At 39.2% G+C, this 26,410-nt stretch carries 19 protein-coding genes and 1 riboswitch; of the genes, 18 read left to right on the forward strand and 1 reads right to left on the reverse strand.

The features are described from left to right. Positions 1-75: 75 nt before the first annotated feature. The 9 genes from MKZ14_RS02635 (at position 76) to MKZ14_RS02675 (ending at position 10,333) form a co-directional block, all read left to right on the forward strand. On the forward strand, positions 76-507 hold the full coding sequence (locus MKZ14_RS02635; RefSeq protein WP_016994175.1) for a DUF1934 domain-containing protein: 432 nt from the start codon (positions 76-78) through the stop codon (positions 505-507). Continuing rightward, positions 507-2,174 (forward strand): arginine--tRNA ligase, encoded by a 1,668-nt coding sequence (argS, locus tag MKZ14_RS02640; RefSeq protein WP_333006420.1) that lies wholly within the window; start codon positions 507-509, stop codon positions 2,172-2,174. Before MKZ14_RS02635 ends, argS begins: the two co-directional genes overlap by 1 nt. A gap of 234 nt (positions 2,175-2,408) precedes the next feature. Further along, positions 2,409-2,798 carry a MerR family DNA-binding transcriptional regulator gene (locus MKZ14_RS02645; RefSeq protein WP_244905044.1) on the forward strand — a complete coding sequence of 130 codons (390 nt, stop codon included), beginning with the start codon at positions 2,409-2,411 and terminating at the stop codon, positions 2,796-2,798. Then, the gene (locus tag MKZ14_RS02650) at positions 2,791-4,293 is read left to right on the forward strand and encodes a long-chain-fatty-acid--CoA ligase (RefSeq protein ID WP_333006424.1); all 1,503 of its coding nucleotides are present in this window, start codon (positions 2,791-2,793) and stop codon (positions 4,291-4,293) included. Before MKZ14_RS02645 ends, MKZ14_RS02650 begins: the two co-directional genes overlap by 8 nt. A 1-nt stretch (position 4,294) precedes the next feature. Next, a complete protein-coding gene (locus MKZ14_RS02655) occupies positions 4,295-5,962 on the forward strand; it encodes an acyl-CoA dehydrogenase family protein (protein ID WP_333006425.1) in 1,668 nt (555 codons plus the stop codon). 57 nt (positions 5,963-6,019) lie between these two features. Continuing rightward, positions 6,020-6,203, forward strand: a riboswitch (cobalamin riboswitch). Positions 6,204-6,333: 130 nt separating this feature from the next. Next, on the forward strand, positions 6,334-7,302 hold the full coding sequence (locus MKZ14_RS02660) for an ABC transporter substrate-binding protein (protein ID WP_036078226.1): 969 nt from the start codon (positions 6,334-6,336) through the stop codon (positions 7,300-7,302). Then, positions 7,299-8,300 (forward strand): iron ABC transporter permease, encoded by a 1,002-nt coding sequence (locus MKZ14_RS02665; RefSeq protein WP_004231533.1) that lies wholly within the window; start codon positions 7,299-7,301, stop codon positions 8,298-8,300. The genes MKZ14_RS02660 and MKZ14_RS02665 overlap by 4 nt, the downstream gene beginning before the upstream one ends. Continuing rightward, positions 8,297-9,757, forward strand: coding sequence for an adenosylcobinamide amidohydrolase (locus MKZ14_RS02670; protein ID WP_333006427.1), 1,461 nt, complete (start codon positions 8,297-8,299; stop codon positions 9,755-9,757). Before MKZ14_RS02665 ends, MKZ14_RS02670 begins: the two co-directional genes overlap by 4 nt. A gap of 12 nt (positions 9,758-9,769) precedes the next feature. Beyond that, positions 9,770-10,333, forward strand: a complete 564-nt coding sequence (locus MKZ14_RS02675) for a cob(I)yrinic acid a,c-diamide adenosyltransferase (protein ID WP_004231536.1) — start codon at positions 9,770-9,772, stop codon at positions 10,331-10,333. A gap of 228 nt (positions 10,334-10,561) precedes the next feature. Here MKZ14_RS02675 and MKZ14_RS02680 read toward each other — a convergent pair. Then, positions 10,562-12,135, reverse strand: a protein-coding gene (locus MKZ14_RS02680; protein ID WP_128568306.1) for an IS3 family transposase whose coding sequence is annotated in 2 segments (ribosomal slippage) — positions 10,562-11,493 and positions 11,493-12,135 — 1,575 coding nt in all. Because the reading frame shifts where the segments join, the coding sequence is not laid out codon by codon here. 261 nt (positions 12,136-12,396) lie between these two features. On the opposite strand from MKZ14_RS02680, the gene MKZ14_RS02685 reads away from it, so the two are divergent. The 9 genes from MKZ14_RS02685 (at position 12,397) to MKZ14_RS02725 (ending at position 26,387) form a co-directional block, all read left to right on the forward strand. Next, complete coding sequence (locus MKZ14_RS02685; RefSeq protein WP_016993592.1) at positions 12,397-14,628, forward strand: heterodisulfide reductase-related iron-sulfur binding cluster; 2,232 nt, start codon at positions 12,397-12,399, stop codon at positions 14,626-14,628. 196 nt (positions 14,629-14,824) lie between these two features. Then, positions 14,825-16,030 (forward strand): acetyl-CoA C-acetyltransferase, encoded by a 1,206-nt coding sequence (locus MKZ14_RS02690; RefSeq protein ID WP_016993591.1) that lies wholly within the window; start codon positions 14,825-14,827, stop codon positions 16,028-16,030. Next, positions 16,030-16,881 carry a 3-hydroxybutyryl-CoA dehydrogenase gene (locus MKZ14_RS02695; RefSeq protein WP_333006894.1) on the forward strand — a complete coding sequence of 284 codons (852 nt, stop codon included), beginning with the start codon at positions 16,030-16,032 and terminating at the stop codon, positions 16,879-16,881. Before MKZ14_RS02690 ends, MKZ14_RS02695 begins: the two co-directional genes overlap by 1 nt. Before the next feature lie 59 nt (positions 16,882-16,940). Beyond that, positions 16,941-18,077: an acyl-CoA dehydrogenase gene (locus tag MKZ14_RS02700; RefSeq protein ID WP_333006896.1), complete on the forward strand. Its 1,137-nt coding sequence runs from the start codon at positions 16,941-16,943 to the stop codon at positions 18,075-18,077. A 166-nt stretch (positions 18,078-18,243) separates the two neighbouring features. Then, entirely contained in the window at positions 18,244-19,380 is a 1,137-nt protein-coding gene (locus MKZ14_RS02705) for an acyl-CoA dehydrogenase (protein WP_016993589.1), read from the forward strand. Positions 19,381-19,383: 3 nt separating this feature from the next. Further along, positions 19,384-20,016 carry a TetR/AcrR family transcriptional regulator gene (locus MKZ14_RS02710; RefSeq protein ID WP_016993588.1) on the forward strand — a complete coding sequence of 211 codons (633 nt, stop codon included), beginning with the start codon at positions 19,384-19,386 and terminating at the stop codon, positions 20,014-20,016. A gap of 92 nt (positions 20,017-20,108) precedes the next feature. Then, the gene (icmF, locus tag MKZ14_RS02715; RefSeq protein ID WP_016993587.1) at positions 20,109-23,357 is read left to right on the forward strand and encodes a fused isobutyryl-CoA mutase/GTPase IcmF; all 3,249 of its coding nucleotides are present in this window, start codon (positions 20,109-20,111) and stop codon (positions 23,355-23,357) included. Positions 23,358-23,807: 450 nt separating this feature from the next. Next, complete coding sequence (gene rpoE, locus MKZ14_RS02720) at positions 23,808-24,350, forward strand: DNA-directed RNA polymerase subunit delta (RefSeq protein ID WP_088364077.1); 543 nt, start codon at positions 23,808-23,810, stop codon at positions 24,348-24,350. A gap of 444 nt (positions 24,351-24,794) precedes the next feature. Next, positions 24,795-26,387 (forward strand): CTP synthase, encoded by a 1,593-nt coding sequence (locus MKZ14_RS02725; RefSeq protein ID WP_333006899.1) that lies wholly within the window; start codon positions 24,795-24,797, stop codon positions 26,385-26,387. Positions 26,388-26,410 lie beyond the last annotated feature (23 nt).

Genomic DNA, 26,410 nt, shown 5'->3' on the forward strand with positions numbered 1-26,410 from the left:
TCTATCTTGAAAAACCATAAGTATTCATCCTATAATAAAAAGGTTATAGTAAAAGACTAAAAAGGGGCATCCGTTATGACGAACGAAGTAAGATCGCAGGTGAACATTAAGCTCATTTCTACCATTCGTCCAAATGATGGGGAGTCCGAAAGTTATGAAATGTGGCTCAAAGGGCAACTACTTGAAAAAGCGGGAAGCTTGTATTTGAAATATGATGAGGTGCAGGAGGATAAAACTATCCGCACAACGATGAAGTTAGGTCATGAGAAGGCACTCATTATGCGTGCTGGAGCGGTTAATATGCGGTTACCACTGAACATAATCGAACACCAAAAGGGGCATTATGAAAGTGAGTTTGGTTCTATGCCACTTGTGATTGATACGAAAAATATGATGTTTACAAAACAGGCAACAAGCGGAGATTTCCATGTACAGTACGATTTACTAATGGGTGGGCAATCGGTTGGCAATTATACATTAGATATTACATTTACGGAGGTACAATGATGAATGCAGTAGAACAAGTACAACAGGCTATTAAAGCAGCGATCGTGCAGGCTGTTGAAAAAGCTGGCTTAGTTGAGTCTGGCACAGAATTATCGATTCACTTAGAAACACCAAAGGATAAAGCAAATGGTGACTATGCAACAAACATTGCGATGCAATTAACGAAGTTAGCTAAAAAACCACCTCGTGCTATCGCGGAAGCTATTTTAGAAAACCTTGATACAACAGGCACAGATATTGAAAAGATTGATATTGCTGGTCCTGGCTTCATGAATATCACAGTGCGTAAAGATTTCCTAACAGCGGTAGTTACGCAGGTGCTTGAGCAAGCTACTGACTATGGCCGCTCAAATGCTGGCGCTGGGGAAAAGATTCAAGTGGAGTTCGTTTCAGCAAATCCTACTGGAGATCTTCACCTAGGACATGCTCGTGGCGCTTCTGTTGGTGATTCCTTATGTAATGTGTTAGATATGGCTGGTTACAGTGTCTCTCGTGAATATTATATTAATGATGCAGGTAATCAAATTAATAACTTAGCTTACTCATTAGAAGCTCGTTATAAACAAGCATTAGGAATGGCAGCTGAGATGCCTGAAGATGGCTATCATGGGCAAGATATTATTGATATTGCGGGTAAATTAGCTGAGGAGCATGGTGAAGCGATTCTAGCAAAATCAGATGAAGATCGTTTTGCCTTCTTCCGTCAGCATGGTTTAGCTTTAGAATTAGATAAATTAAAAACAGACCTAGCAAACTTCCGTGTAAATTTTGATGTCTGGTATTCTGAAACATCTCTATATGAAAACGGGAAAATCGAAGTAGCATTAGATAAATTAAAAGCTAATGGACATGTGTTTGAAGAGGATGGTGCCACTTGGTTCCGCTCTACAACATTTGGTGATGATAAAGATCGTGTACTAATTAAAAATGATGGGTCATTCACCTATTTAACGCCAGATATTGCTTACCATGAAGATAAAATTGTCCGTGGCTTCGATAAATTAATCAATATTTGGGGAGCGGACCATCACGGTTATATTCCACGTATGAAAGCAGCGATTCAAGCACTTGGCTATGATCGTGATACGTTAGAAGTGGAAGTTATTCAAATGGTTCAGCTTTATAAAAACGGTGAAAAATTCAAAATGTCTAAGCGTACAGGGAATGCAGTAACAATGCGTGAGCTTGTAGAAGAGGTTGGCCTTGACGCAGTTCGTTACTTCTTTGTCAAAACAGCTGGCGATTCTCATATGGACTTTGATCTTGATCTTGCAGTATCACAATCTAATGAAAATCCTGTGTACTATGCACAATATGCGCATGCACGTATTTCGTCTATTTTACGTTCAGCAAATGAACAAGGCTTTGCTGCTACAACAGTACACCTCAATTTGTTAACAGCAGAAAAAGAAATTGATTTACTGAAAAAGATTGGCGATTTCCCAAAAGTGGTAGCTGAAGCAGCGAAACACCGCACACCACATCGTATCGCAAACTATATTCAAGAGACAGCAGCTGCATTCCACAGCTTCTATAATGCAGAAAAAGTATTAGATGCTTCAAACAAAGAGTTAACAGAGGCTCGTTTAGCATTAATCACGGCAGTGCGCACAACAATTGCGAACGCACTACGTTTAATCGGGGTATCTGCACCTGAAAAAATGTAATTAGATTTTAAGCTCCTAACATTTAAAAGTGTTTGGGGCTTTTTTTTCTTGGATAAAGTGCTAAAAGTGGCGGATATAACGGTAAAAGTGACGGATAGAGTGTCAAAAGTATGGGATAGACCGTGGGGAATTAGCTGTCTCAAACTTTATTTTTCTGTTAATTTCGAAAATTTTGTTGAAGTTTACGTTAACGTCAATGGTATACTGTTGCCAATTAGGAAAGGGGAGATGGTTTTGAAGACGATTCAGGAGGTAGCAAAGGAGTTTAATGTGTCTACGCGGACAATTCGTTATTATGAGGAACTTGGACTTCTTTGTCCCCATCGCTCATCTACCAATCAACGAACCTTTTCCAAAAAAGAATTGGCGAAGCTCAAGCTTATTTTCAGAGGTAAGCGTTACGGATTTTCGTTGGAAGAAATCAAAGAGATGGTTTTACTATTTGATTTTGATCGCTCGGGGATTCAGCAACTAGAGCGAACGGTTGAATACGGAGAACAAAAAATTCAAGAGATTGAGAGTAAAATAGCTGAGCTGACGCAGATGAAACATGAATTACAACAAATGCATGGCATGTTTAGTGAAAAATTAGCGACTTTTAAGGGAGAGATGCAAGATGAATAGTTCCAATTTGTTAGCACGTAATGCCCGTAAATATCCGAAAAATGAAGCCGTTATTTGTCATGGCAGAAGAGTAACCTATCAAGATTTAGATCAGCAGGTGACATGCTTCAGTCATGCTTTACTAGAGCAGGGAGTAAGGCAGGGGGATAAGGTTTTAATTTTTATGCCAAACGTTTTAGAGTTTGTTGTTAGCTACTTTGCTATTCAGCGTATCGGAGCGATCGTTGTGCCAGTCAATGCAAAGTTTACATTACAGGAAGTAGAGTACGTGGCGCAGCATGCCGAAGCCAAGGCCATTGTCGTACATGAGGCTATTTTTGCAGCAGTTGAACAGCTAGCTGGTATTCCGATAAAAATTAAAACAGGTCAAGAAAAAGCAGGATGGTATCAGTATGAAACAATGCTACAAAATGCTAGTACACAAACGATTGATTGTCAGTTGCAGGAGGATGATCCTTCCACGATTTTATATACATCTGGTACGACAGGAAAACCAAAGGGTGTGTTATTTAGCTACCGTAATATTTTAACAGTGGCGCAAATGATTGCTGTTGAAATGGAGGTAAAACCTGAGAGCCGTATTTTGCTCATGATGCCATTAACACACTCAGCACCATTACATTTATTTTTAATGGCTGGTGTATTGGTAGGCTCAACAAATGTATTAACACCAACTTTTACACCCGATTTATTCATTGATTCCATTGAAAAGGAGAAAACAACACATTTCTTTGGTGCACCTGTTGCTTATTTATTAACGGCACAGCTGCCAAGACTCCATTCGGCAGATTTGTCTTCTATGAAATGGTGGGTCTATGGAGGGGCACCGTTATCTCAAAGTGAGGTTCGATTCATTCAGCAGGCATTCCGCACAAATAATTTGACTTGTGTATATGGATTAACAGAGGCAGGTCCAAGTGGTTCATTATTATTTGGCAAGGAGCATGAAGCAAAGGCAGGAAGTATTGGTCAGCGGGCGCCACTTGGTACAGAGTTGCGTATTGTGAATGACAGTGGAGAAGATGTAAATGTAGGCGAAGTGGGGGAAATTGTCTTGTTGGGTGAGGGCAACATGCTTGGCTACTATAAGGATGAAGTAGCTACTAATGAAGCCTTTATTGACGGTTGGTTAAAAACAGGAGATCTAGCTCGCAAGGATGAAGATGGTTTTATTTGGATCGTTGATCGTAAAAAGGATGTCATTATTTCGGGTGGTGTCAACATTTATCCGAAAGAAATTGAAGATTGTTTATTGAGCTTTGAAGGGATATTCGAGGCTGCGGTAATTGGTGTACCACATCCGCAATGGGGGGAAACTGTAAAGGCGGTGTATTCTGCTAAACAAGACATCGATGAGGAAGCTTTGAAAGCTTATTTAGAAGAACATCTTGCAAAGTTTAAAATACCACGTATTTTCGAAAAAGTGGAAGCGCTACCACGCAATGCATCAGGCAAAATATTAAAACAATCTTTGAAGGGGCAAGAGGTGAGATAGCATGAAAGTATTACAACAAGAAGAAATGCGTACTTCGAACTTTTTTACCGAGGATGAAACGCTTCAAAAAATATTAGAAATGATGTTAGATAAAGAGTTTTTATCCTATGCACATCGAGAGTTAACAGATTTTGGTGAGCTATGTGCAGGTGATATTGATACGAGGGCAAAGTATACAGATCGACAGGGAGAGCCTCGCCTTCAAAGATATGATGCCTATGGTGAAGAGATATCAGAGGTTTGGGTTAATGATGGCTATAAAAAGACGATTGAAGAGACATATAATACAGGGATTGTCGGTTATGTACACAAGGATATTCCGCAGCTAGGTCACAAGGGTAATTATGTTTATAGCTTTGCGCAAGGTTATATGCTATCACATGCAGAGCCTGGTTTTTACTGTCCCGTAACATTGACGATGGCTACTGCCTATCTATTAGATCATTATGCGGATGAAGAGGTAAAGCAGCGTTTTTTACCACATGTTTGTGCAACAGGTGACACAGATTTATATGAAGGTGCGACATTTTTAACAGAACGTCAAGGAGGCTCTGATGTTGGTGCAAATGTGGTGGAGGCTAGAAAGGATGGCACTGCGTATCGTCTATATGGTGAAAAATACTTTGCCTCCAATGCAGGCATGTGTGGTGTAGCGATGGTATTGGCGCGACTAGAAGATGCGCCAGCAGGTTCCAAAGGCTTAACGTTGTTTGCAGTTCCATGGCGCAAAGAAGATGGAACAGCGAATCATCTACGTATTCGCCGACTGAAAGATAAACTAGGGGTTCGGGCTGTTCCCTCTGGTGAGGTAGAATTTGAAGGTGCACTTGCCTATGTTGTAGGAGAGCAAAATAAAGGGATTTATTACATGCTAGAAGCACTAAATCTATCAAGAATTTGTAATGCAGTCGCTTCAATTGGTATTATGCGCCGCGGCTTCTTAGAGGCAAAACATTATGTAACCAATCGACATGCATTTGGCAAGCCCTTAACACAATACCCTATGATTCAGGATGCTTTAGGTAAATTTGCAGCTAAGTTGCACGTGGAGGTAGCGACAGTTTTTGATCTTATTCAGTTATACGATAAAGTGACGAGTGGACAGGGAACACAGCAAGACCTTATTATGAATCGTTTATATATTGCCATTATGAAAAAGGAAACGGCAGAGCAAGCCGTTCATTATGCTAGTGAGGCAATTGAATTACACGGAGGTAATGGCTATATCGAAGACTTTGTAACGCCACGCTTATTAAGAGACGCGCAAGTGTTGACGGTGTGGGAGGGGACGGCTAATATTTTGGCCTTAGAACTCATTCGTTTGGTAGATAAGTTCCATGCCCATGAATTGTTTGTACATGAGATGAAGGAACGATTAGACAAATTAGCTGACAGCTCATTGGTACAAATCGTTAAAGAAAAATTGGAGGATATGTCTGCGAAACTACAACTCTTTAGCGCTTTAGACGAAGCGACGAAAACTTTTGAAGCAAAAGATATGGCGAAAAAGATGGCTCATCTTTATGAAAGTGTTGTAGCGGTTGAATGGGCACATAAATTTGGTGGGAAATATGAAAAACTTGCGGACGTTTATTTAGAGCAGACATGGTCATTAAGAGAAATGGGTGCTCAAATGAAAACAGTCCAATACTTTTCTGAAATTGTATAATAGCTTGGAAGTCGTCTTGAATGGAGGCGACTTCTTTCATTTTCATGTATAATGAAATCAACTGAATATTATAAAGGTTCTTTACTTAAGTAAAGTGAAAAGGGAAATCGGTGTAATTCCGATGCGGTCCCGCCACTGTAAGTGTGAGTTTTTTCAAATGATGCCACTGAATATTTCGGGAAGGCTTGAAAAATCGCAAGCAGCACTAGCCAGGAGACCTGCCTTTATAACGACATACAACCTACGAGGATAGGGTGGTGGATTTTGTATCAGTTTTTTGGTGCGATTTTGACCCCTCATCTTTCAAAGATGAGGGGTATTATTTTGATTAGAATAAGAAATATCGCACGGATCAACCAAGGAGGATTCACATGAAGAAATTTTGGAAAATAGGATTATCAGCATTTTTAGCAGTGGGCTTGCTAGCTGCTTGTGGACAGGAAGCAAAGGATAACAAGCCAGCTAATGAGCAGCAAACACAGCAAGAAAAGGCACAGGTGGATGAAGCAACATTCCCAATGACAATAACAGATGCCCTTGGTAAGGACATTACACTCGAAGCACCTCCGGAGAAAATTGTTTCACTTATTCCAAGTAACACTGAAATTCTTTTTGGACTCGGTTTAAATGATGAAATAGTTGGTGTTACTGACAACGACGATTATCCACCAGAGGCAGCTGAGAAGGATAAGGTTGGCGGCATGGAATACGATATTGAAAAAATTATTGCCTTAAAACCAGATATCGTTTTTTCTCACGAATCTAGCATGTCTCTTTCAGAAGAGGCTATTGCACAGCTTGAATCGGCAGGTTTAAAAGTATTTGTAGTAAAAAATGCACAAGACTTTAATGAAACATATACGACAATTGAGCAGCTTGGACGTGCTACAGGAAAATTACCAGAGGCAGAAAAAATTGTCGCTAATATGAAGGCTAAAGTAGAAGGAATTTTGACTAAAGTCAAGGACGTTGAACCAAAAAAAGTGTTAGTTGAAGCATCGGATGAGCCAGATATTTATACAGCTGGTAATGGCACATTTATGAATGCAATGCTTGAAATGCTCAATGCAGAGAATGTAGCTGTAGATGGCGATAATTGGTATAAAATTGATGCAGAGCAAATTATCGCGAAAAACCCAGATGTCATCGTGGTGACATATCATTATGTACCAGATATTTTAACGAAGATACCAAAACGTGCGGGCTTTGATACGATTAATGCCGTGAAAAATAATGCGATTGTGCAGGTAGATGAAAGCACAACAAGTCGTCAAGGACCACGTTTAGCAGAAGGTCTAGAAGAATTAGCAAAAGCGATCTATCCTGAGGTATTTAAGTGAAAAAAATAGCACTAGCCTATACACTAACATGTACGCTTCTTCTTATTAGCATCTGGTGTGGCGTAGCAATAGGCTCAGTTCATATTCCACTAGAAGTATTGTGGAATAAGGCGGTTGATGAAACAGCCGCCAATATCTTTTGGAAAATTCGTTTGCCTCGCGTGTTATTAGCGGGACTAGTAGGCGCATCTCTAGCTATTGCTGGAGCAGCATTCCAAGGTTTATTAAAAAATCCATTAGCAGATCCATATACACTAGGGGTTTCATCAGGGGCTTCTGTTGGTGCTGTTTTAACGATCTTTTTTAGTATTTCTATACCTGTTGTCGGTTTGTATGCGCTGCCAACCTTCAGTATGATTGGTGCTATCATCACGATGGTAGTTGTTATGAGCTTTGCTAGACTCGTAGACCGCTCATTGAAAATGGAAACGTTGATATTAACAGGTGTTATTTTTAGTTCATTTTTAGGTTCCCTTATTTCATTAATGATTGCCTTATCTGGTGAAGAATTACGTCAGGTAATAGGCTGGCTACTTGGTTCTGTTTCGATGCGTGGTTGGCCATATGTCCAAATGATCATTCCATTTGTGATTGTAGGTTCAATTATGCTATGGACGCAAAGACGAGAACTAAATGTTTTGTTGTATGGTGAAGAGCGAGCAAAACATTTAGGTGTTAATGTAAAGCGCAGTAAATATTTGATATTAGCAGGTGGCTCCATGTTAACTGGAGCGGCTGTAGCGGTTTCTGGCACAATTGGCTTTGTAGGATTAGTGGTGCCGCATATGACAAGGATGATTTGGGGTTCTGATCATCGCCACTTATTGCCATTATCTTTTTTTAATGGTGCAACATTACTTATTATTTGCGACTTAGTAGCACGAACAATCATTGTGCCAAGAGAGCTACCAATTGGTGTAATTACGGCATTTATTGGAGCACCTGTTTTCTCCTATATTTTTTATAAGCAGCGAAGAAGCAAGGGGGTACGGGCATGATTGTTGTTGAACATCTATCAGGTGGCTATGAAGATATACCAATCGTCAAGGACATTAGTTTTACCGTTGAAAAGGGGAAAATTCTTGGCATTCTAGGGCCGAATGGTAGCGGGAAATCTACATTATTAAAAGTAATGAGTGGTATTTTACCTGCTACTGCTGGAACCATTTCGATTGATGGACAAAATATTCTTTCTTATAATGCTCGTGCTTTGGCGAAAAAAATGGCTGTATTACCACAGCTTCATGCAAATGCTTTCTCGAACAGTGTGAGAGAGGCAGTTTCACTAGGGCGCTATCCGCATCAAACAGGCTTTTTCTCAAGTTGGTCTACACAAGATGAGCAGGCTGTTCAACATGCTATGCTTCAAACAGGTGTAAAGCGATATGAGCATACACCGATGGAATTTTTATCTGGCGGTGAACAACAAAGGGTATTTGTAGCACAGGCCTTAGCTCAAGCTGCAGAAATCCTATTACTGGATGAACCAACTAATCATTTAGATATTGCACACCAACGTCAAATTTTAGATATGGTTCGGAAGGAAGCTTTGGAATGTGGTTTAACGGTTGTTATGGTACTACATGATATGAATCTAGCGTCGCTTTATTGTGATGAATTGTTACTTATGGAGAGTGGGCAAGTGAGAGCAATGGGGGTACCCCATGAAGTATTAATTGCCTCTCAAATTGAAGAAGTTTACCAAGCACGGGTGACTACATATGCACATCCTGAAATACCAAAACCACAAATTACCATGATGCCGGCAGCTACTAACTACCAGCAGCGCGCTGTCATTACAAAAGAGCACTTTACGATAACCGAGCAATATATCAAACTTCAAGCAGAGCTTCCTTTGAAGACCGTATCCTCTGCAGTTCATAACCCAGGTATTGGCTGGCATAATTGCTTATTAAATCGCTCAGTTCTTGGTGATTATGTTATCAGCGATGTAAAAAGCGAAGTTAGTGATTTTTTAAAAAGGGAAAATTTTTCACCTACAAATACTGTTGTTATGCTAACAGCAGTACCAACAGCTCTAGTGGCCATTAATGAATTTTCAGCTCCTTTTGGCAGTTTAATCGTAGCTGTAACAGCTGGCGTAGGCAATGCAGTTGATGTATCTCGGGTGCATGAAAGACAAGATGAGCCATATATTGGTACTATTAATACATGGGTTATCATTAATGGTTGTTTATCGGAAGAGGCATTTTTTCAGGCATTAATGACAGCAACTGAGGCAAAAACAAAGGCGTTGCAATCAGAAAATATTCGTGATGAGCGCAGTGGAACCATTGCAACAGGTACTGCTACAGATAGTCTGTTAATTGCTGCAACTCAAAAAGGGGAAGAAATGCTGTATGGTGGCCCAATTACGGAAGTTGGTAAAATGATTGCAAAGGGTGTCTATGAAACAACAGTTCAGGCGATTAGGAATTATAAAAACCAGTTTTAGGAGATGAGAGAAATGAAGCTTTACACGAAAACAGGCGATACGGGGAAAACAAGTCTTATTGGAGGACGTGTTGATAAAGATAGTTTACGTGTGGAAACATATGGAGCAATTGATGAATTAAATTCCTTTATTGGGAAGGCTGTAAGTGAATTAGATCAAGCGCTTTTTAAAGATATTTTAACAGACCTAGAAACAATTCAGCATGAGCTGTTCGATGCTGGTGGAGACCTTGCTAATGTGATGAAAGAACGCCATTATAAATTAACAGAGCAACCGATTGAAGTACTTGAAGCTCGTATAGATGCTTTATCAGACGAAGCGCCACCTTTACAACGTTTTATTTTACCAGGAGGCGCACCAGCAGCGGCAACTTTACACATTGCCCGCACGGTTGCACGTCGAGCAGAGCGTGAAATGGTGACGCTTATGAAAGAAGTTGAAGATGTGCCAAAGGTTGTACAAAAATATTTAAATCGATTATCAGATTATTTATTTGCAGCTGCACGTGTTGTAAATGCGCGCTTAAACGTAGCGGATGTTGAATATATTCGCAGCGGAAATGTTTTTAAAAAATAAAAGTTTGATTTAGTAAATGTTTTTGTAGTCATATTAAAAGGTCAGATAATAAAGCCTCCTTTCCCCTATGAGGGATAGAGGCTTGTTTGCTTTTTTTAGCAATGTTCAAACGTTTACTGAATCTATGATATTCTGTAAGTATAAATTGATAAGGAAAGTAAAAAAATGCTACCTTGGAAAAATGAACTGCTCCCTGTCAAGTAGACAGTGGAAATAATAAAAAATGTATTAAGCGGCTTGAGCCCTGAATTCTAAAGGACTCAAGCCGTTTAATCGTTTCTGATAACGATAGTAATTATAAAAATGAATATAATCATCAATCGCTAGTTTTAACTCTTCATATGAATCGAACTTATGCAAATAATACTTCTCACACTTCAATGTGCCCCAAAATGATTCAATTGGTCCGTTATCAATACATCGACCAACACGGGACATACTTTGTGTCATATTGGCTGTTTCCACAATTCGTTTAAATCCCTTCGATGTATATTGAAAACCTCGATCACTATGTATTAATGGCTGCTCGCCTGATTGTAATGATTGAATAGCTGATTTTATTGTTTTGAAAACAAGGGAATTATTATTCGAATGACCGAACACATAACTTACAATTGAACCATCATATAAATCGATAATTGCACTTAAATAAGCTTTTTTCCCGTTTCCATACTTAAACTCTGTGACATCTGTACACCATTTTTCATTTGGCTTTTCCGAGGTAAATGCCCGATTTAATACGTTCTCCGCCACATGATGTGCTGGGGATTTACGATAAGGCTTTCTCTTTCGCCTAATAACGGACTTCAATCCACTCACCTGCATTAAACGATAAATACGCTTTTCGTTAACCGTCGCTTGATTATTTTCTTTTCGTTGACGATTGATTGTCAACGTCATACGACGATAGCCGTAAATGCCATCTACTTGGTGGTAAAGGAGATCAATATCCTTTGAAATGGCTTCATTTTCAACTTCTCTGTTAGATGGCTTGCGACTTAGCCACTTATAGTAAGCAGCGCGCGAAACACCCGCGATTTCACATAATAAAAGAATCGCAAGTTTCTCCTCTTGGTGTAATTCTTGAATTGCTAAATAGCGTTGTTGTAAGCGAATTTGGCTTAGTGACTCCTCCTTTCGATTTCCTCTAACTTTTTTAAAAATAGATTTTCAGCACGTAAGCGCTCATTTTCACGCTCGATTCGTTTGATTTCTAACCTTAATTTTTCTTCGGCTGTTAATTCAACTTCATTTTTTGTTCGACCGCGATGATCACGTAATCCCTCTTCACCAGTCGCTTCAAATTTCTTCACCCAATGGTATACCTGTTGATACGAAACATCATAGGCTTGTGCTGCTAATTGATAATTTTTCTGGCTCTTTAAACAGTAGTTGACAATTTGAATACGTTCCTCAAACGTTGTCTTTCTTCCTTTAGTCATAGTTTGGCTCATTCCTTTACCCGAATCTTTTATTTCACTATGACTAGTATACTTTTTCACCCAGCTTTTTAAAACAGAGATACTGCTAATCTTATATTGAGCGAGAATCTCCAGTAAAGTTAACCTTTCTTTAAGATAATCTTCTACCGCTTCTAGTTTTAATTCTTTGGAATACTTCGTCCAAGAGGTTGCTTCGATAAGTCCCTCTACTCCGTGTACTTCATATTTAATCTTCCAAATTTGAATAGTTTGCTTAGTTACTAAGAATTTTTCACATAATTCGTTGATAGAATAATAGCCTTCATTTAATAAATGAAGAACGTTTAATTTCACTTCAATTGTATGCTTACTTCGAGCCATGAAAAAACTCCCCTTAGATAAACAGATTTTATTTTTTAATCTGTCTACCTAATGGGGAGCATATCAAAATTCAGGGTGGCTTTTTTTCTTGTAAAATGTAAGAATATAAAATTATCAGAAATATTTCCGTTTTATGTTGACTGAATGCTCACTCATTTATTAGAATAGGAATATAATGATAAAGTGAAGTACATTTCTGTATGAACTAGCAAATTCGTCACAAAGAGAGAAAATTACGACAAACTAAAGGGGGGACCAACCATGAGTCCATTATTAATTGCTAACATTGTCTTAACAGTCGTGGTTGTGCTTTATGCAGTAGGATTGTTCTTCTACCTGTTGAAAACACGCTATAAGTATGTGCAATTGGGGAAAAAGGTTGAGTTTGATGAAAGTGTTAAAGAACGACTTCGTTATATTATGGTCAATGTATTTGGTCAAAATAAGCTATTAAAGGATCCAAAGAGTGGTTTAATCCACGTTATGTTTTTCTATGGATTTTTGATGGTACAGTTAGGGGCCATTGATTTAATTTGGAAAGGACTAGCACCAGAATCACATCTGCCATTAGGCATTTTCTATGGTGTCTTTACATTCTTCCAAGAGCTTGTAGTTTTAATGATTTTAATCGCGGTAGTGTGGGCATTTTACCGCCGCTATGTTGAAAAGCTGGTGCGGTTAAAACGAGGATGGAAAAATGGTCTTGTATTAATTTTCATTGGGGGATTAATGGTATCTACATTATTCGCTAATGGTATGGGATTAATTTGGCATGGTGAGGGATTAACTTATACGGAGCCAGTTGCTTCAAGTATTGCTGCTATTTTTGGCTTCCTACCTACATCAGTTGCCGCTGGCGTGTTTTATGTAATGTGGTGGGCACACCTTTTAATTCTATTAACGTTCCTTGTGTACGTACCGCAGTCTAAACATTTCCACTTAATTGTCAGTCCACTTAATGTTTACATGAATCGTTTAGATCGTACGGGCACATTAACACCAATTGATTTTGAGGCCTTAGAAGAAGCAGGAGAAAATGCTGAAAGCGAAGAGGATATGCCTTCTATTGGGGTAGGACGCATACAGGACTTCACGCAAAAGCAAATGCTCGATCTATACTCTTGTGTAGAATGTGGACGTTGTACAAACATGTGTCCAGCAACAGGAACAGGAAAAATGCTGTCTCCTATGGATTTAATCGTGAAATTGCGTGATCATTTAACATTTACGGGCGCTGTTGTAACAAAACAAAAACCATGGGTGCCTTATCAATTCTTTGCCAATACAAAGGGTAATCAACTTGCAATGGCAGCTGGTGCTGAAGGTGCTGTAATTGAGGATATTTACAGTCCATCTTTAATTGGCGATGTCATTACAGAAGAGGAAATTTGGGCTTGTACGACATGTCGTAACTGTGAAGATCAATGCCCAGTAATGAATGAGCATGTTGATAAAATCATTGATCTACGTCGTTATCTAACAATGACTGAAGGAAAAGTAAATCCTGATGCTCAACGTGCAATGACGAATATCGAACGACAAGGTAATCCTTGGGGCTTAAACCGTAAGGAAAAAGAAAATTGGCGTGATCTAGATCCAACAATCCAAATCCCAACTGTAAAAGAGCTAAAAAAATCTGGTGAGGAAATGGAATATTTATTCTGGGTTGGTTCGATGGGAGCTTTCGATAACCGCTCTCAAAAAATTGCTTTAGCTTTCTGTCGCCTATTAAACGAAGCTGGTGTGAAGTTTGCAATCTTAGGTAATAAAGAGAAAAACTCTGGGGATACACCTCGCCGTTTAGGGAATGAATTCTTATTCCAAGAGCTGGCTACAGCGAATATTGATGAGTTTGAGAAAAATGACGTGAAGAAAATTGTAACAATCGATCCTCATGCTTACAATATCTTTAAAAATGAATATCAAGACTTTGGCTGGAAAGGCGAAGTGTATCATCATACTGAGTTATTAAATCAGCTAATTGAGGAAAATCGTCTAGCGCTAAACTATGAGGTTCATGAAACGATTGTTTTCCATGATTCCTGTTATTTAGGCCGCTACAATGATGTGTACGATGCCCCACGTGAAATTCTTCGAGGTATCCCTGGCGTGAAGCTTGTTGAAATGGAACGTAATCGCGAAACAGCGATGTGCTGTGGTGCTGGTGGTGGCTTAATGTGGATGGAAGAGCATGTAGGAAATCGCATTAACGTAGCGCGAACTGAGCAGGCTCTTGCAACAAATGCATCAGTTATTTCATCGGGCTGTCCTTACTGCCTAACAATGCTAGAGGATGGTACAAAGGCTAAAGAGGTTGAAGACTCTATTGGAACATTTGATGTTGCAGAATTACTAGAGCGTTCCGTGTTCGGTGAAAAAGTAAAGGTAGTTAATCCTTCTTCAGAAGAAACAGAAGAAACATACGAAGAAGTGGTAGCATCTATAGAAAATGCTCAACAAGACGAGAATACGGAAGCAAACGCAGAAAAATGATTGCTATTGCAGAAATATTTTAGTTATCTGAAAAATATAAATTGCACAATAAAAAATTGTTTTGTAGAATAAGATTAAATGGGAATGGGAGTTGAGATAATAAACTCCCATTTTTCCTCGATAGAAGTCGAGCGAGCGTTCAGTCAATGATGCTTTGCAGCTTCATCGAGAACGTAAAACAAAAGGGGTGTTTTACTTGAATAGAGCTGTAATTTTAGCAGGAGCTAGAACTGCATTTGGTAAATTTGGAGGTTCATTATCAGCATTACATGCAAGTGATTTAGGTGCGATTGCAATCAAAGGGGCATTAGAGAAAGCAAATCTTGCACCTGAAGAAGTGGATGAGGTAATTTTAGGTTCTGTTTTACAAGGGGGACAGGGTCAAATTCCTTCTCGACAGGCTGCACTGAAGGCCAATTTACCAACAGCAGTAAAAACAGAAACAATCAATAAAGTTTGTGCTTCAGGGATGCGTGCGGTGACATTAGCAGATCAATTGATTCGTTTAGGGGACGAAGAAGTGATTATTGCGGGTGGCATGGAATCTATGTCCAATGCACCATATTATCTTCTGAATGGTCGAAACGGTTTGCGTATGGGAGATTCTACAATGGTAGATGGCATGCTATATGACGGCTTAACATGTGCTTTCGATAAAGCAAGACCGCATATGGGTAGCTATGGTAATGCAACAGCTAAAGAATTCTCGCTAAGTCGAGAAGAACAGGATACTTGGTCAGTACGCAGTCATGAACGCGCGCTAGCGGCAATTGAAAAAGGTTATTTTGCTGAAGAAATCGTACCAGTAGAGATTCCTCAACGAAAAGGTGAACCACTTATTGTTGATATAGACGAGGCGCCAAGAGCAGGAACGTCTTTGGAAATACTGGCGAAGTTAAAACCAGCCTTTGACAAGGATGGCACGATTACAGCAGGTAATGCACCTGGGGTTAACGACGGTGCATGTGCACTTGTCGTCATGAGTGAGGAACGTGCAAAACGTGAAGGTAGAGAACCATTGGCAGTAATTATTGGTCATGAAGAGCTTGCGCTTGAGCCTGAAAACTTCCCACAAACACCAGGTCTTGTTATTAATAAATTACTGAAAAAGACCAATAAATCATTAGCAGATATTGATTTAATTGAAATCAATGAAGCCTTTGCGGCGGTTGCTTTAGTTAGCAAGCAGTTGGCAGATTTAGATGCGGAAAAAGTGAATGTTAATGGTGGTGCAGTTGCTTTAGGTCATCCTATTGGGGCATCTGGTGCACGTATAATATTAACACTTGCACAGGAATTGAAGCGTCGTGGCGGTGGCATCGGCATTGCTGCAATCTGTTCAGGCGGCGGTCAAGGTGATGCAATTATGATTGAAGTACCAAAAACAGGGGGACTGAACTAATGGGAATTCAAAAGGTAATGGTCATTGGTGCGGGGCAAATGGGCTCTGGCATTGCCCAAGTTTGTGCACAAGCAGGCTTTGATGTGAAATTGAACGATATCAAACAAGAATTTTTCGAGCGTGGATTAGGGGTTATTACGAAAAATTTATCACGTGATGTAGAAAAAGGTCGTAAAACAGAAGATGAGAAGGCTGCTGTTCTAGGTCGAATTAGTATGTCACTAGATTTACAGGATGCTAGTGATGTAGATATTATCATTGAAGCAGCTGTAGAAAATATGGAAATTAAGCAGTCTATCTTTAAGCAACTTGATGGCATTGCGCCAGCACATGCTATTTTAGCTACGAATACATCTTCACTGCCTATTACGGAAATTGCAGCAGTAACAAAACGTCCAGAGCAAGTAATTGGTATGCATTTTATGAATCCTGTACCAGTTATGAAACTTGTCGAAATCATTCGAGGCTTAGCAACAACAGATGAAGTGTACAAAGCTGTTGAAGAGATGACGGTTAAATTATCGAAAACACCTGTAGAAGTGAATGATTTCCCAGGGTTTATTTCAAACCGAATCCTACTACCAATGATTAATGAAGCGATTTACGCACTTTACGAAGGTGTAGCGACAAAAGAAGCAATTGATGATGTGATGAAGCTTGGTATGAATCATCCGATGGGGCCATTAACATTGGCAGACTTCATTGGTTTAGATACTTGTCTTTACATCATGGAAATTTTACATGAGGGTCTCGGAGACAGTAAATATCGCCCTTGTCCACTGTTACGTAAATATGTTGCGGCTGGCTGGCTAGGTAAGAAATCAGGAAGAGGCTTTTACGTTTACGAATAATCCTATGGGGATGGGGTTATTTAGATGTTTTGGGACAACTTAGAGGGGTGACATTATAGATGCATTTGCAATTTACAGATGAGCAAATTATGATGCGCGATATGGTTCGTCAATTTGCTCAGGAAAAAATTCAACCATGGGTGGAGCGAATGGAAGTGGGAGAATTTCCACGTGAGCTTCTACAGCAAATGGGTGAACTTGGCTTAATGGGGATTACGACTCCAGAACACTTAGGTGGCTCTGGTATGGATTTTACATCTTATATTATTGCGATTAATGAACTATCAAAAGTAAGCGCTGTAATGGGTGTTATTTTATCCGTCCACACTTCAGTTGGAACGAATCCAATTATTTACTTTGGGAATGACGAACAAAAGAAACGTTATGTACCAAAGCTTGCAACAGGCGAATATTTAGGCGCATTTTGTTTAACAGAACCAAGTGCAGGCTCAGACGCTGGCTCTTTACAGTCAAAGGCAGTGCGTGATGGTGATGAATATGTGATTAACGGCTCCAAAGTATTTATTACAAATGGTGGAGAAGCTGATGTGTATATTGTATTCGCCTCTACTAACTCAGCTGAAAAAACAAAGGGTATCTCGGCATTTATTGTTGAAAAGGGAACACCTGGTTTAATCATCGGAAAAGATGAGCATAAGATGGGCTTACACGGCTCACGTACAGTTCAGCTGACATTCGATAATTGTCGCATTCCAGCCGACAACCTACTTGGGGAAGAGGGAGAAGGCTTTAAAATTGCGATGGCCAATTTAGATGTTGGACGAATCGGCATTGCGGCACAGGCGTTAGGAATTGCTGAGGCGGCACTAGAGGCGTCTACTACTTATGCTAAAGAACGCATTCAATTTGGCAAGCCGATTGCCGCACAACAAGGTGTTGGCTTTAAGCTTGCGGATATGGCAACGGCTGTTGAATCTGCAAAACTGTTAGTCTATCGTGCAGCTGATTTACGTGCAAAAGGTTTACCATGTGGAGCAGAAGCTTCAATGGCTAAACTTTTCTCATCACGAACAGCGGTACAAACGGCAATAGAAGCTGTTCAAATATTTGGCGGCTACGGCTATACGGAAGATTATCCAGTAGAGCGCTATTTCCGCGATGCAAAGGTGACAGAAATATATGAAGGTACAAGTGAAATTCAACGACTAGTCATTAGTAAACATTTACTGAAATAAAGCCTGATATTAGGAATGGTACAAAGTGGTGGAATCATTCCAGAGTGAGGGAGACACGCTCATAGAGGGTGTATATCTGCTCTAAAAAGTGAGAGAAGCGCTCAATCCAACCTAACAATAATCAGGTAACACAAAACAGAGTCTAACTAAAAAGGGGAAATGGACAATGAACTTTCAGTTAACAGAAGAGCATGAACAATTACGTGAAATGATTCGTGATTTTGCTATAAATGAAGTGGCGCCAACAGCTGCTGAACGTGACGAAAATGAAGAATTTGACCGTGCGATTTTCGACAAAATGGCGGAGCTTGGGCTTACTGGTATTCCATGGCCTGAGGAATATGGTGGTGCAGGATTTGATTACCTTGCATATGTCATTGCTGTTGAGGAACTATCACGTGTTTGTGCTTCGACTGGGGTAACTTTATCTGCACATACTTCACTGGCAGGTTGGCCTCTTTACAAGTTCGGTACAGAAGAACAAAAACAAAAATATCTTCGCCCAATGGCTGAAGGTAAACATATTGGTGCCTATGGTTTGACAGAACCTGGCTCTGGCTCTGATGCGGGCGGCATGAAAACTTATGCAAAACGTGATGGCGATGATTATATTTTAAATGGCTCAAAAATCTTTATTACGAACGGTGGAGTAGCAGATACATATATTGTATTTGCAGTAACAGATCCAGAAGCAAAACATGGCACATCCGCATTTATCGTGGAAGCTGGATTTGAAGGTTTCTCTGTAGGGAAGAAAGAAAAGAAATTAGGAATTCGTTCATCTCCAACAACAGAGATTATTTTTGATAACTGTCGTGTTCCAAAGGAAAATCTATTAGGAGCTGAAGGGGAAGGCTTTAAGATTGCGATGACGACACTGGATGGTGGACGTAATGGTATTGCGGCTCAAGCAGTAGGAATTGCACAAGGAGCTTTAGATGCAGCAGTTGACTACGCCAAAGAACGTGTGCAATTTGGTAAACCGATCACTGCAAATCAAGGTATTTCCTTCAAATTAGCAGATATGGCAACTCAAATAGAGGCTTCTCGACTTCTTACATACCAGGCGGCATGGTTAGAATCTAATAACCTACCATATGGTAAGGCATCTGCAATGGCGAAATTAATGGCTGGCGATACAGCAATGAGTGTAACGACAGAGGCGGTTCAAGTATTTGGTGGCTATGGTTATACAAAAGATTACCCAGTAGAGCGCTTTATGCGTGATGCTAAAATTACACAAATTTACGAAGGTACGCAGGAGATTCAACGTCTTGTAATCTCGCGTATGCTAACGAAATAATTGATGACTGAAAAAGATAAAAGGCCCCAAGTCCAGTCAACCGTAAAAGATGAAAATCTAATCGCCATTCGTCGTGAACAAATGATTCAAGGAGCTATTAAGTTATTTAAAGAAAAAGGCTTTCACCGTGCCACGACGAGAGAGATTGCAAAAGCTGCTGGCTTTAGTATCGGTACTTTGTATGAATATATTCGAACGAAAGAAGATGTTCTATACCTTGTTTGTGACAGTATCTATCACCATGCAATGGAGCGTCTTTCAAGTTATGAGATTAAAGCAGGAACTATTGATGAGCTAAAAGAAATGATCCGGGAATACTTCCTGCAAATCGATAGTATGGTTGATGAGCTAACAATCATGTATCAAGAAACAAAATCATTGTCAAAAGAAGCACAACGCTATGTCTTTAGTAAAGAATTTGAAATGGTTGCCACATTTGAACGCTTATTACAGCGATGCGTGCAGTCTGGCGAACTAACAATGACAGACAAGCAAATCCATTTAGCAGCCAATAACTTAGTTGTTTCAGGACAAAGTTGGGCGTTCCGCAAATGGGCTTTACATCGTCAGCATTCTATAGACGAATTCATTGACATGCAAATCACCTTGTTCATTTCAGGCATAAAGGGGTTCTAATATTTTGTAAGGGGTTTGTCAGCAATTGCATATAGCGATATTGCAATTGCTGGCTTTTTTTATTTAATAAGGGGAGAAAGTGGGGATTTCATATGACAAAGGTAGAAGTATATCGTCCAAAAAATCACGTACGTTTTGTGACAGCATCGAGTCTTTTTGATGGACATGATGCTTCAGTCAATATTATGCGACGCATTTTACAATCGAGCGGTGTAGAAGTAATCCATTTAGGTCATAACCGTTCTGTTGAAGAAGTCGTGAATGCTGCGATACAAGAAGATGCACAAGGGATTGCTGTTTCTTCTTATCAAGGCGGACATATGGAATACTTTAAATATATGTATGATTTACTGCGTGAAAAAGGAGCACCACATATTAAAATTTATGGCGGTGGTGGAGGAGTTATTTTACCACGTGAAATTAAAGAGCTTCATACGTATGGTATTGCAGGGATATTCTCACCAGAGGATGGCCGTGTTTTAGGGCTACAGGGAATGATTAATGAACAAATTAAAGGAACAGATTTTCCGACTGCAACAGGTAATTATTTAGAGAAATTAAAGGCTTTAACGACAGAGACGCCTGAGATTTTAGCCAATCTAATAACAGCAGCTGAGTCAAATGACGATGAAGCTACGAAAGAAATGCTAGCAGAGGCAAGAAAGCTTTCAAAGGGTACGCCTGTAATGGGGATTACGGGAACAGGTGGTGCAGGGAAATCATCCTTAACGGATGAATTGATTCGCCGCTTCCTAAAAGAATTCCCAGATAAACGTGTAGCCATCCTATCCGTTGATCCAACAAAGCAAAAAACGGGTGGAGCATTGCTTGGGGATCGTATTCGTATGAATGCTATTTTTAATAACCGCGTTTATATGCGTAGTTTAGCAACACGTGGCTCACGTACTGAATTATCTGCATCAATTGGTGATGTGCTAGATGTAGTACGTGTAGCAGGTTATGACTTAATCATCGTAGAAACAAGTGGAATTGGTCAAGGTGATGCCGAAATTACTAAATACACGGATCTATCCATGTATGTCATGACAAGCGAATTTGGTGCACCTACACAACTTGAGAAGATCGATATGATTGACTTTGCAGATGTTATTGCGATCAATAAATTTGAGCGAAAAGGCTCAGAGGATGCCCTTCGACAAGTACAAAAACAATATCAACGTTCACGTGAGCTTTGGGATGAATCACTTGATAGCATGCCAGTCTACGGTACAATTGCTAGCCAATTTAATGACAAAGGAACAAATGCATTATTTGCCGCCCTCGTTAAAATAATTAATGAAAAAACAGGCTTTAATTGGGAAACAAGCTATGAGCAATTTGCGAAAACGCAAAAGCAAGATGTTATCATTCCAAACGATCGCCGTTATTATTTACGTGAGATTACGGACACTGTCCGCGGCTATCATAAAAAAACAGAGCAGCAGGTGGGATTTGCTCGACGACTATTCCAATTAGAAGGTGCTATTGCAGCAGTTCAAGAAAAAGCGCCAGATGATGCGCTTGTGGCATCGCTTACTTCTTTAGCAGAAGGTGTTAGAGATGAATTAACAGCAGAATCCAAGCGTATATTGGATAATTGGCAGGCATTAAAAGAAGCTTATGCTGGTGATGAGTTTGTGACTAAAGTTCGCGATAAAGAAATTCGTACCATCTTAAAAACAACTAGTCTTTCTGGCACGAAAATTCCAAAAGTAGCATTACCGAAGTTTGAAGACTATGGTGAAATCTTGCGTTGGGTTTATAAAGAAAATGTTCCTGGAGAATTCCCATATACGGCAGGTGTTTTCCAATTCAAACGTGAGGGTGAAGATCCGAAGCGTCAATTTGCTGGCGAGGGAACACCAGAACGTACAAATAAACGCTTCCACTATTTATCGAAGGATGATGATGCAAAACGATTATCTACAGCCTTTGACTCCGTGACATTGTATGGGGAGGACCCAGATTACCGACCAGATATTTACGGTAAAGTCGGAGAATCAGGTGTATCGATCTGTACACTAGAAGATATGAAAAAGCTTTACGCAGGGTTTGATTTATGTGCACCGTCTACATCTGTATCAATGACTATTAATGGACCAGCACCTATTATTTTAGCAATGTTTATGAATACAGCAATCGATCAACAAGTTCAATTACGTGAGCAAGAGCTAGGACGAACTTTGACAGTTGAAGAGTTTACCGAGACACGTGAAAAAACATTGCAGGTTGTACGTGGAACAGTGCAAGCCGATATTCTAAAGGAAGATCAAGGACAGAATACATGTATTTTCTCAACAGAGTTTGCTTTACGTATGATGGGCGATATTCAGCAATACTTTATAGACCATAAAGTACGTAACTATTATTCTGTTTCCATTTCGGGTTATCATATTGCGGAAGCTGGCGCAAACCCTATTTCTCAATTAGCCTTCACCTTAGCTAATGGCTTTACGTATGTAGAGTATTATTTAAGTCGTGGCATGAATATCAATGACTTTGCACCAAATTTATCATTCTTCTTCTCAAATGGACTAGATCCAGAGTATACAGTAATCGGTCGTGTCGCACGACGTATTTGGGCGATTGTAATGCGTGATAAATACGGTGCGAATGAGCGCGCTCAAAAGCTAAAGTATCATATTCAAACGTCTGGGCGTAGTTTACACGCACAAGAGATTGATTTCAATGATATTCGTACAACATTACAGGCTTTAATGGCATTACAAGATAACTGTAATTCATTGCATACAAACGCCTACGATGAGGCCATTACTACACCTACGGAGGAATCTGTAAGACGTGCTATGGCAATTCAAATGATTATTACAAAAGAGCATGGTCTAGCAAAAAATGAAAACCCACTACAAGGCGCGTTTATTGTTGAAGAATTAACAGATCTTGTGGAAGAAGCGGTTCTTGAAGAGTTTGATCGTATCAATGATCGTGGCGGTGTGTTAGGAGCTATGGAAACACAATACCAACGTGGTAAAATTCAAGAAGAATCTATGTACTACGAAATGTTAAAACATTCAGGAGAGTTACCAATCATTGGTGTTAATACTTACTTGAACCCAAATCCACCTTCAGATGCTGATATAGATAATATGGAAATTGCTCGTGCATCGACAGAAGAAAAAGAGACGCAAATTCGTAATTTACAAGCCTTTTGGAAAGCACATGAAGAGGAAAGTGAAGCTGCGATTGCACGTCTACAAGAAGTGGCTGTCAATAATGGTAACATTTTTGCTGAGCTGATGGAGTCAGTAAAAGTAGCAAGTTTAGGGCAAATTACAAAAGCTTTATATGAAGTTGGCGGACAATATCGTCGTAATATGTAAGCAAGGTTGATCAAAACTTCTTGTATTCTACTTCAAGCATCATGCTTCTCTAATTTCTAGTGTCTAGTCTTAAGATTAGGCACTTCTTTTTATTTTCGTTATAATAGAAATGTAAAAAAAGGGGAGGCGCAGTAGAGGATGAAATCAGCTATTCACTACATAATTATATTAGCTTTAGTATTGGGAGCCTTTTTCCTGTATAATAAGCAAATTGGCGCTATTCCTTTACTACTATTATCTGTCTATTTGTTTTATCTTGGAATAAAAAAAATGCGTAATATAAAAAACAGTAATTGAAGCTAGCAAAGGGGCTAAAACTTTGTATATAATGGGTATTATGCTTATTGTATGGAAAGTACCTTTTGCGTGGCCTTTTTTGCTGCGCTTGGAGAATAAAGCACCATGTAATTTTAAAACGTCCATTGTGACGAGGGAAAGGAAGTGCACGAATTGAATTTTCGTGAAATGACAAAGGAACAATTAACAGAAGAATCGTTAATTAACTTAGCTTATGCAATTTTAAATGAAAAACGTGCCTCAGTGTCTTTTAATGATTTATTAAAATTAATTCAAGAGCTTGTGGGCTACAGTGATGCAGAAATGAAATCCCGTCTGTTACAATTTTATACAGATATCAATATTGATGGTCGCTTCTTATATAATCAAGAAGCAGGCTGGGGCTTACGTGAATGGTTTAAAGTAGAGCAAATCGAAGAAGAAACAGCACCTTCTGTTAAAACTCAAAAGAAAAAATCTAAAGCTGCCTTTGATGATGAAGATCTTGATGAAGATGTAGACTTAGATGAAGAAGATATCGACTTTGATGAAGACTTTGAAGAGTTCATTGATGAAGAGGATCTTGAGGAAGAAGATGACGATAAAGAAGATATCGACTTTGACGATGAAGAACTAGAAGAAATTGATGAAGAAATCGATGAAGAGTTTATTGATGAAGAGGAAGAAGAATTTGAAGAAGAAGAGGAAGAGATCTAATACAGTACTCTTAGAATTTTCTTTCTTTTAAGCTAGAAGCAAAAAATCTTGACTTCTATCGCGGTTACGTTTAATCTTTTACTTGGGCTCCTTAAAAGAAGGAGAAAGACCGTGTATATAATACGCTCCCCCTGCAAACCTATGCAGGAGGAGCGTTTTTTTGTTTTTAACTTTAATCATTTTAGTTCTCCCATACTTTTAATACCGATATGAATATAAATGTTTTTAATTATTCATGATGTATAGTAAACGGTGACTGAAAAGTTATTAGAGTTTTATGGTTTAAAGGAAAGTGGAAAAGAGATAGAACCGATTACAGCTTCGAATCGACTACATTTTGTAGACATTCTCGGCTTTTCTTTTTTTAGGGTATTAGAATGTAAATGGTTCTGATCCCCCCTAAACGCACTAATATTTTAGAACATCATAAGGAGGAATTTATTCATGACGAAGTATATTTTTGTAACAGGTGGGGTTGTATCATCACTTGGAAAAGGGATTGTTGCAGCATCTTTGGGCCGTTTATTAAAAAATCGTGGGTTAGAAGTTACGATTCAAAAATTTGACCCATATATCAATATTGACCCAGGTACGATGAGTCCTTATCAACATGGTGAGGTTTTTGTAACAGATGATGGTGCTGAGGCTGATTTAGACTTAGGACACTATGAACGTTTTATTGATATTAACCTAGGGAAACATTCTACAGTAACTTCAGGTCGTGTTTACCAATCTGTATTACAGAAAGAACGTCGTGGAGATTATAACGGTGGAACTGTCCAAGTAATTCCTCATATTACAAACGAAATCAAAGATCGTATTCAACGTGCTGGTCGTGAAACAAATGCAGACGTTGTCATTACAGAGGTTGGTGGAACAGTAGGTGATATTGAATCATTACCATTCCTAGAAGCCATTCGCCAAATGAAAACAAATTTAGGGCATAACAATGTAATGTATATACACTGTACGCTTATTCCTTATATTAAAGCAGCTGGTGAACTTAAAACAAAACCTACACAGCATTCTGTTAAAGAATTACGCTCTTTAGGTATTCAGCCAAATATTATCGTAGTCCGTACAGAGCAAGAAGTACCACAAGATATGAAAGAGAAATTAGCATTATTCTGTGATGTTCAACCACATGAAATTATTGAGTCTCGTGATGCTGAGCATTTATATGAAGTACCATTAAACCTGCATGCGCAAGATATAGATGATATTGTTTTAGATCATTTTGGCATTGAAGCACCAGAGGCAGACATGGAAGAATGGCGTGAACTTGTAGAAAAAGTGAAAAACTTACCAAATAAAAGAAAGATAGCATTAGTAGGGAAATACGTAGAACTACAAGATGCTTACATTTCTGTAGTTGAGGCATTAAAGCATGCAGGATATGCATTTAATTCTGATATTGAAATTGACTGGATTAATGCAGAACACGTTGATGCTGACAATGTTGCCACGCTATTAAAAGGTGCTGACGCTATTTTAGTACCAGGCGGCTTTGGTGATCGTGGTGTTGAAGGTAAAATTTTAGCGACGCAATATGCACGTGAAAATAATGTTCCTTTCCTAGGCATTTGTTTAGGTATGCAATTAGCAACAGTAGAATTTGCACGTAATGTTCTTGGTCTAAAAGGTGCTCATTCTACAGAGCTTGATGCAAATACAGAGTATCCAATTATCGACTTCCTACCAGATCAAAATGATACTGTGGATATCGGTGGTACTTTACGTTTAGGCTTATATCCATGTAAATTAAAAGATGGTTCGAAAGCAAGCAAAGCTTATGGGAAAGAGCTTGTTTATGAGCGTCATCGTCACCGTTATGAATTTAACAATGAATATCGTGAGGCAATGGAAGCAGCTGGCCTTGTCTTCTCAGGTACAAGCCCTGATGGCAAATTGGTTGAAATTATTGAGCTACCAGAAAACAATTTCTTTGTAGCATGTCAATTCCACCCAGAGCTAGTGTCACGTCCAAATCGTCCACAACCATTGTTCCGTGACTTTATCGGCGCAACATTTAAATAGTCAAAAAAGTTGTCTCGTGTATA

The sequence above is a fragment of the Lysinibacillus sp. FSL P2-0066 genome, assembly GCF_037969495.1.
Taxonomy (GTDB): domain Bacteria; phylum Bacillota; class Bacilli; order Bacillales_A; family Planococcaceae; genus Lysinibacillus; species Lysinibacillus boronitolerans.

What these genes read in the sequence shown, in the direction of transcription:
- argS (WP_333006420.1), top strand. Translation starts at nt 507, where the DNA reads ATGAATGCAGTAGAACAAGTACAACAGGCTATTAAAGCAGCGATCGTG.
- MKZ14_RS02705 (WP_016993589.1), top strand. Translation starts at nt 18,244, where the DNA reads ATGAACTTTCAGTTAACAGAAGAGCATGAACAATTACGTGAAATGATT.
- MKZ14_RS02635 (WP_016994175.1), top strand. Translation starts at nt 76, where the DNA reads ATGACGAACGAAGTAAGATCGCAGGTGAACATTAAGCTCATTTCTACC.
- MKZ14_RS02685 (WP_016993592.1), top strand. Translation starts at nt 12,397, where the DNA reads ATGAGTCCATTATTAATTGCTAACATTGTCTTAACAGTCGTGGTTGTG.
- MKZ14_RS02710 (WP_016993588.1), top strand. Translation starts at nt 19,384, where the DNA reads ATGACTGAAAAAGATAAAAGGCCCCAAGTCCAGTCAACCGTAAAAGAT.
- MKZ14_RS02655 (WP_333006425.1), top strand. Translation starts at nt 4,295, where the DNA reads ATGAAAGTATTACAACAAGAAGAAATGCGTACTTCGAACTTTTTTACC.
- icmF (WP_016993587.1), top strand. Translation starts at nt 20,109, where the DNA reads ATGACAAAGGTAGAAGTATATCGTCCAAAAAATCACGTACGTTTTGTG.
- MKZ14_RS02695 (WP_333006894.1), top strand. Translation starts at nt 16,030, where the DNA reads ATGGGAATTCAAAAGGTAATGGTCATTGGTGCGGGGCAAATGGGCTCT.
- MKZ14_RS02660 (WP_036078226.1), top strand. Translation starts at nt 6,334, where the DNA reads ATGAAGAAATTTTGGAAAATAGGATTATCAGCATTTTTAGCAGTGGGC.
- MKZ14_RS02675 (WP_004231536.1), top strand. Translation starts at nt 9,770, where the DNA reads ATGAAGCTTTACACGAAAACAGGCGATACGGGGAAAACAAGTCTTATT.
- MKZ14_RS02650 (WP_333006424.1), top strand. Translation starts at nt 2,791, where the DNA reads ATGAATAGTTCCAATTTGTTAGCACGTAATGCCCGTAAATATCCGAAA.
- MKZ14_RS02670 (WP_333006427.1), top strand. Translation starts at nt 8,297, where the DNA reads ATGATTGTTGTTGAACATCTATCAGGTGGCTATGAAGATATACCAATC.
- MKZ14_RS02700 (WP_333006896.1), top strand. Translation starts at nt 16,941, where the DNA reads ATGCATTTGCAATTTACAGATGAGCAAATTATGATGCGCGATATGGTT.
- MKZ14_RS02725 (WP_333006899.1), top strand. Translation starts at nt 24,795, where the DNA reads ATGACGAAGTATATTTTTGTAACAGGTGGGGTTGTATCATCACTTGGA.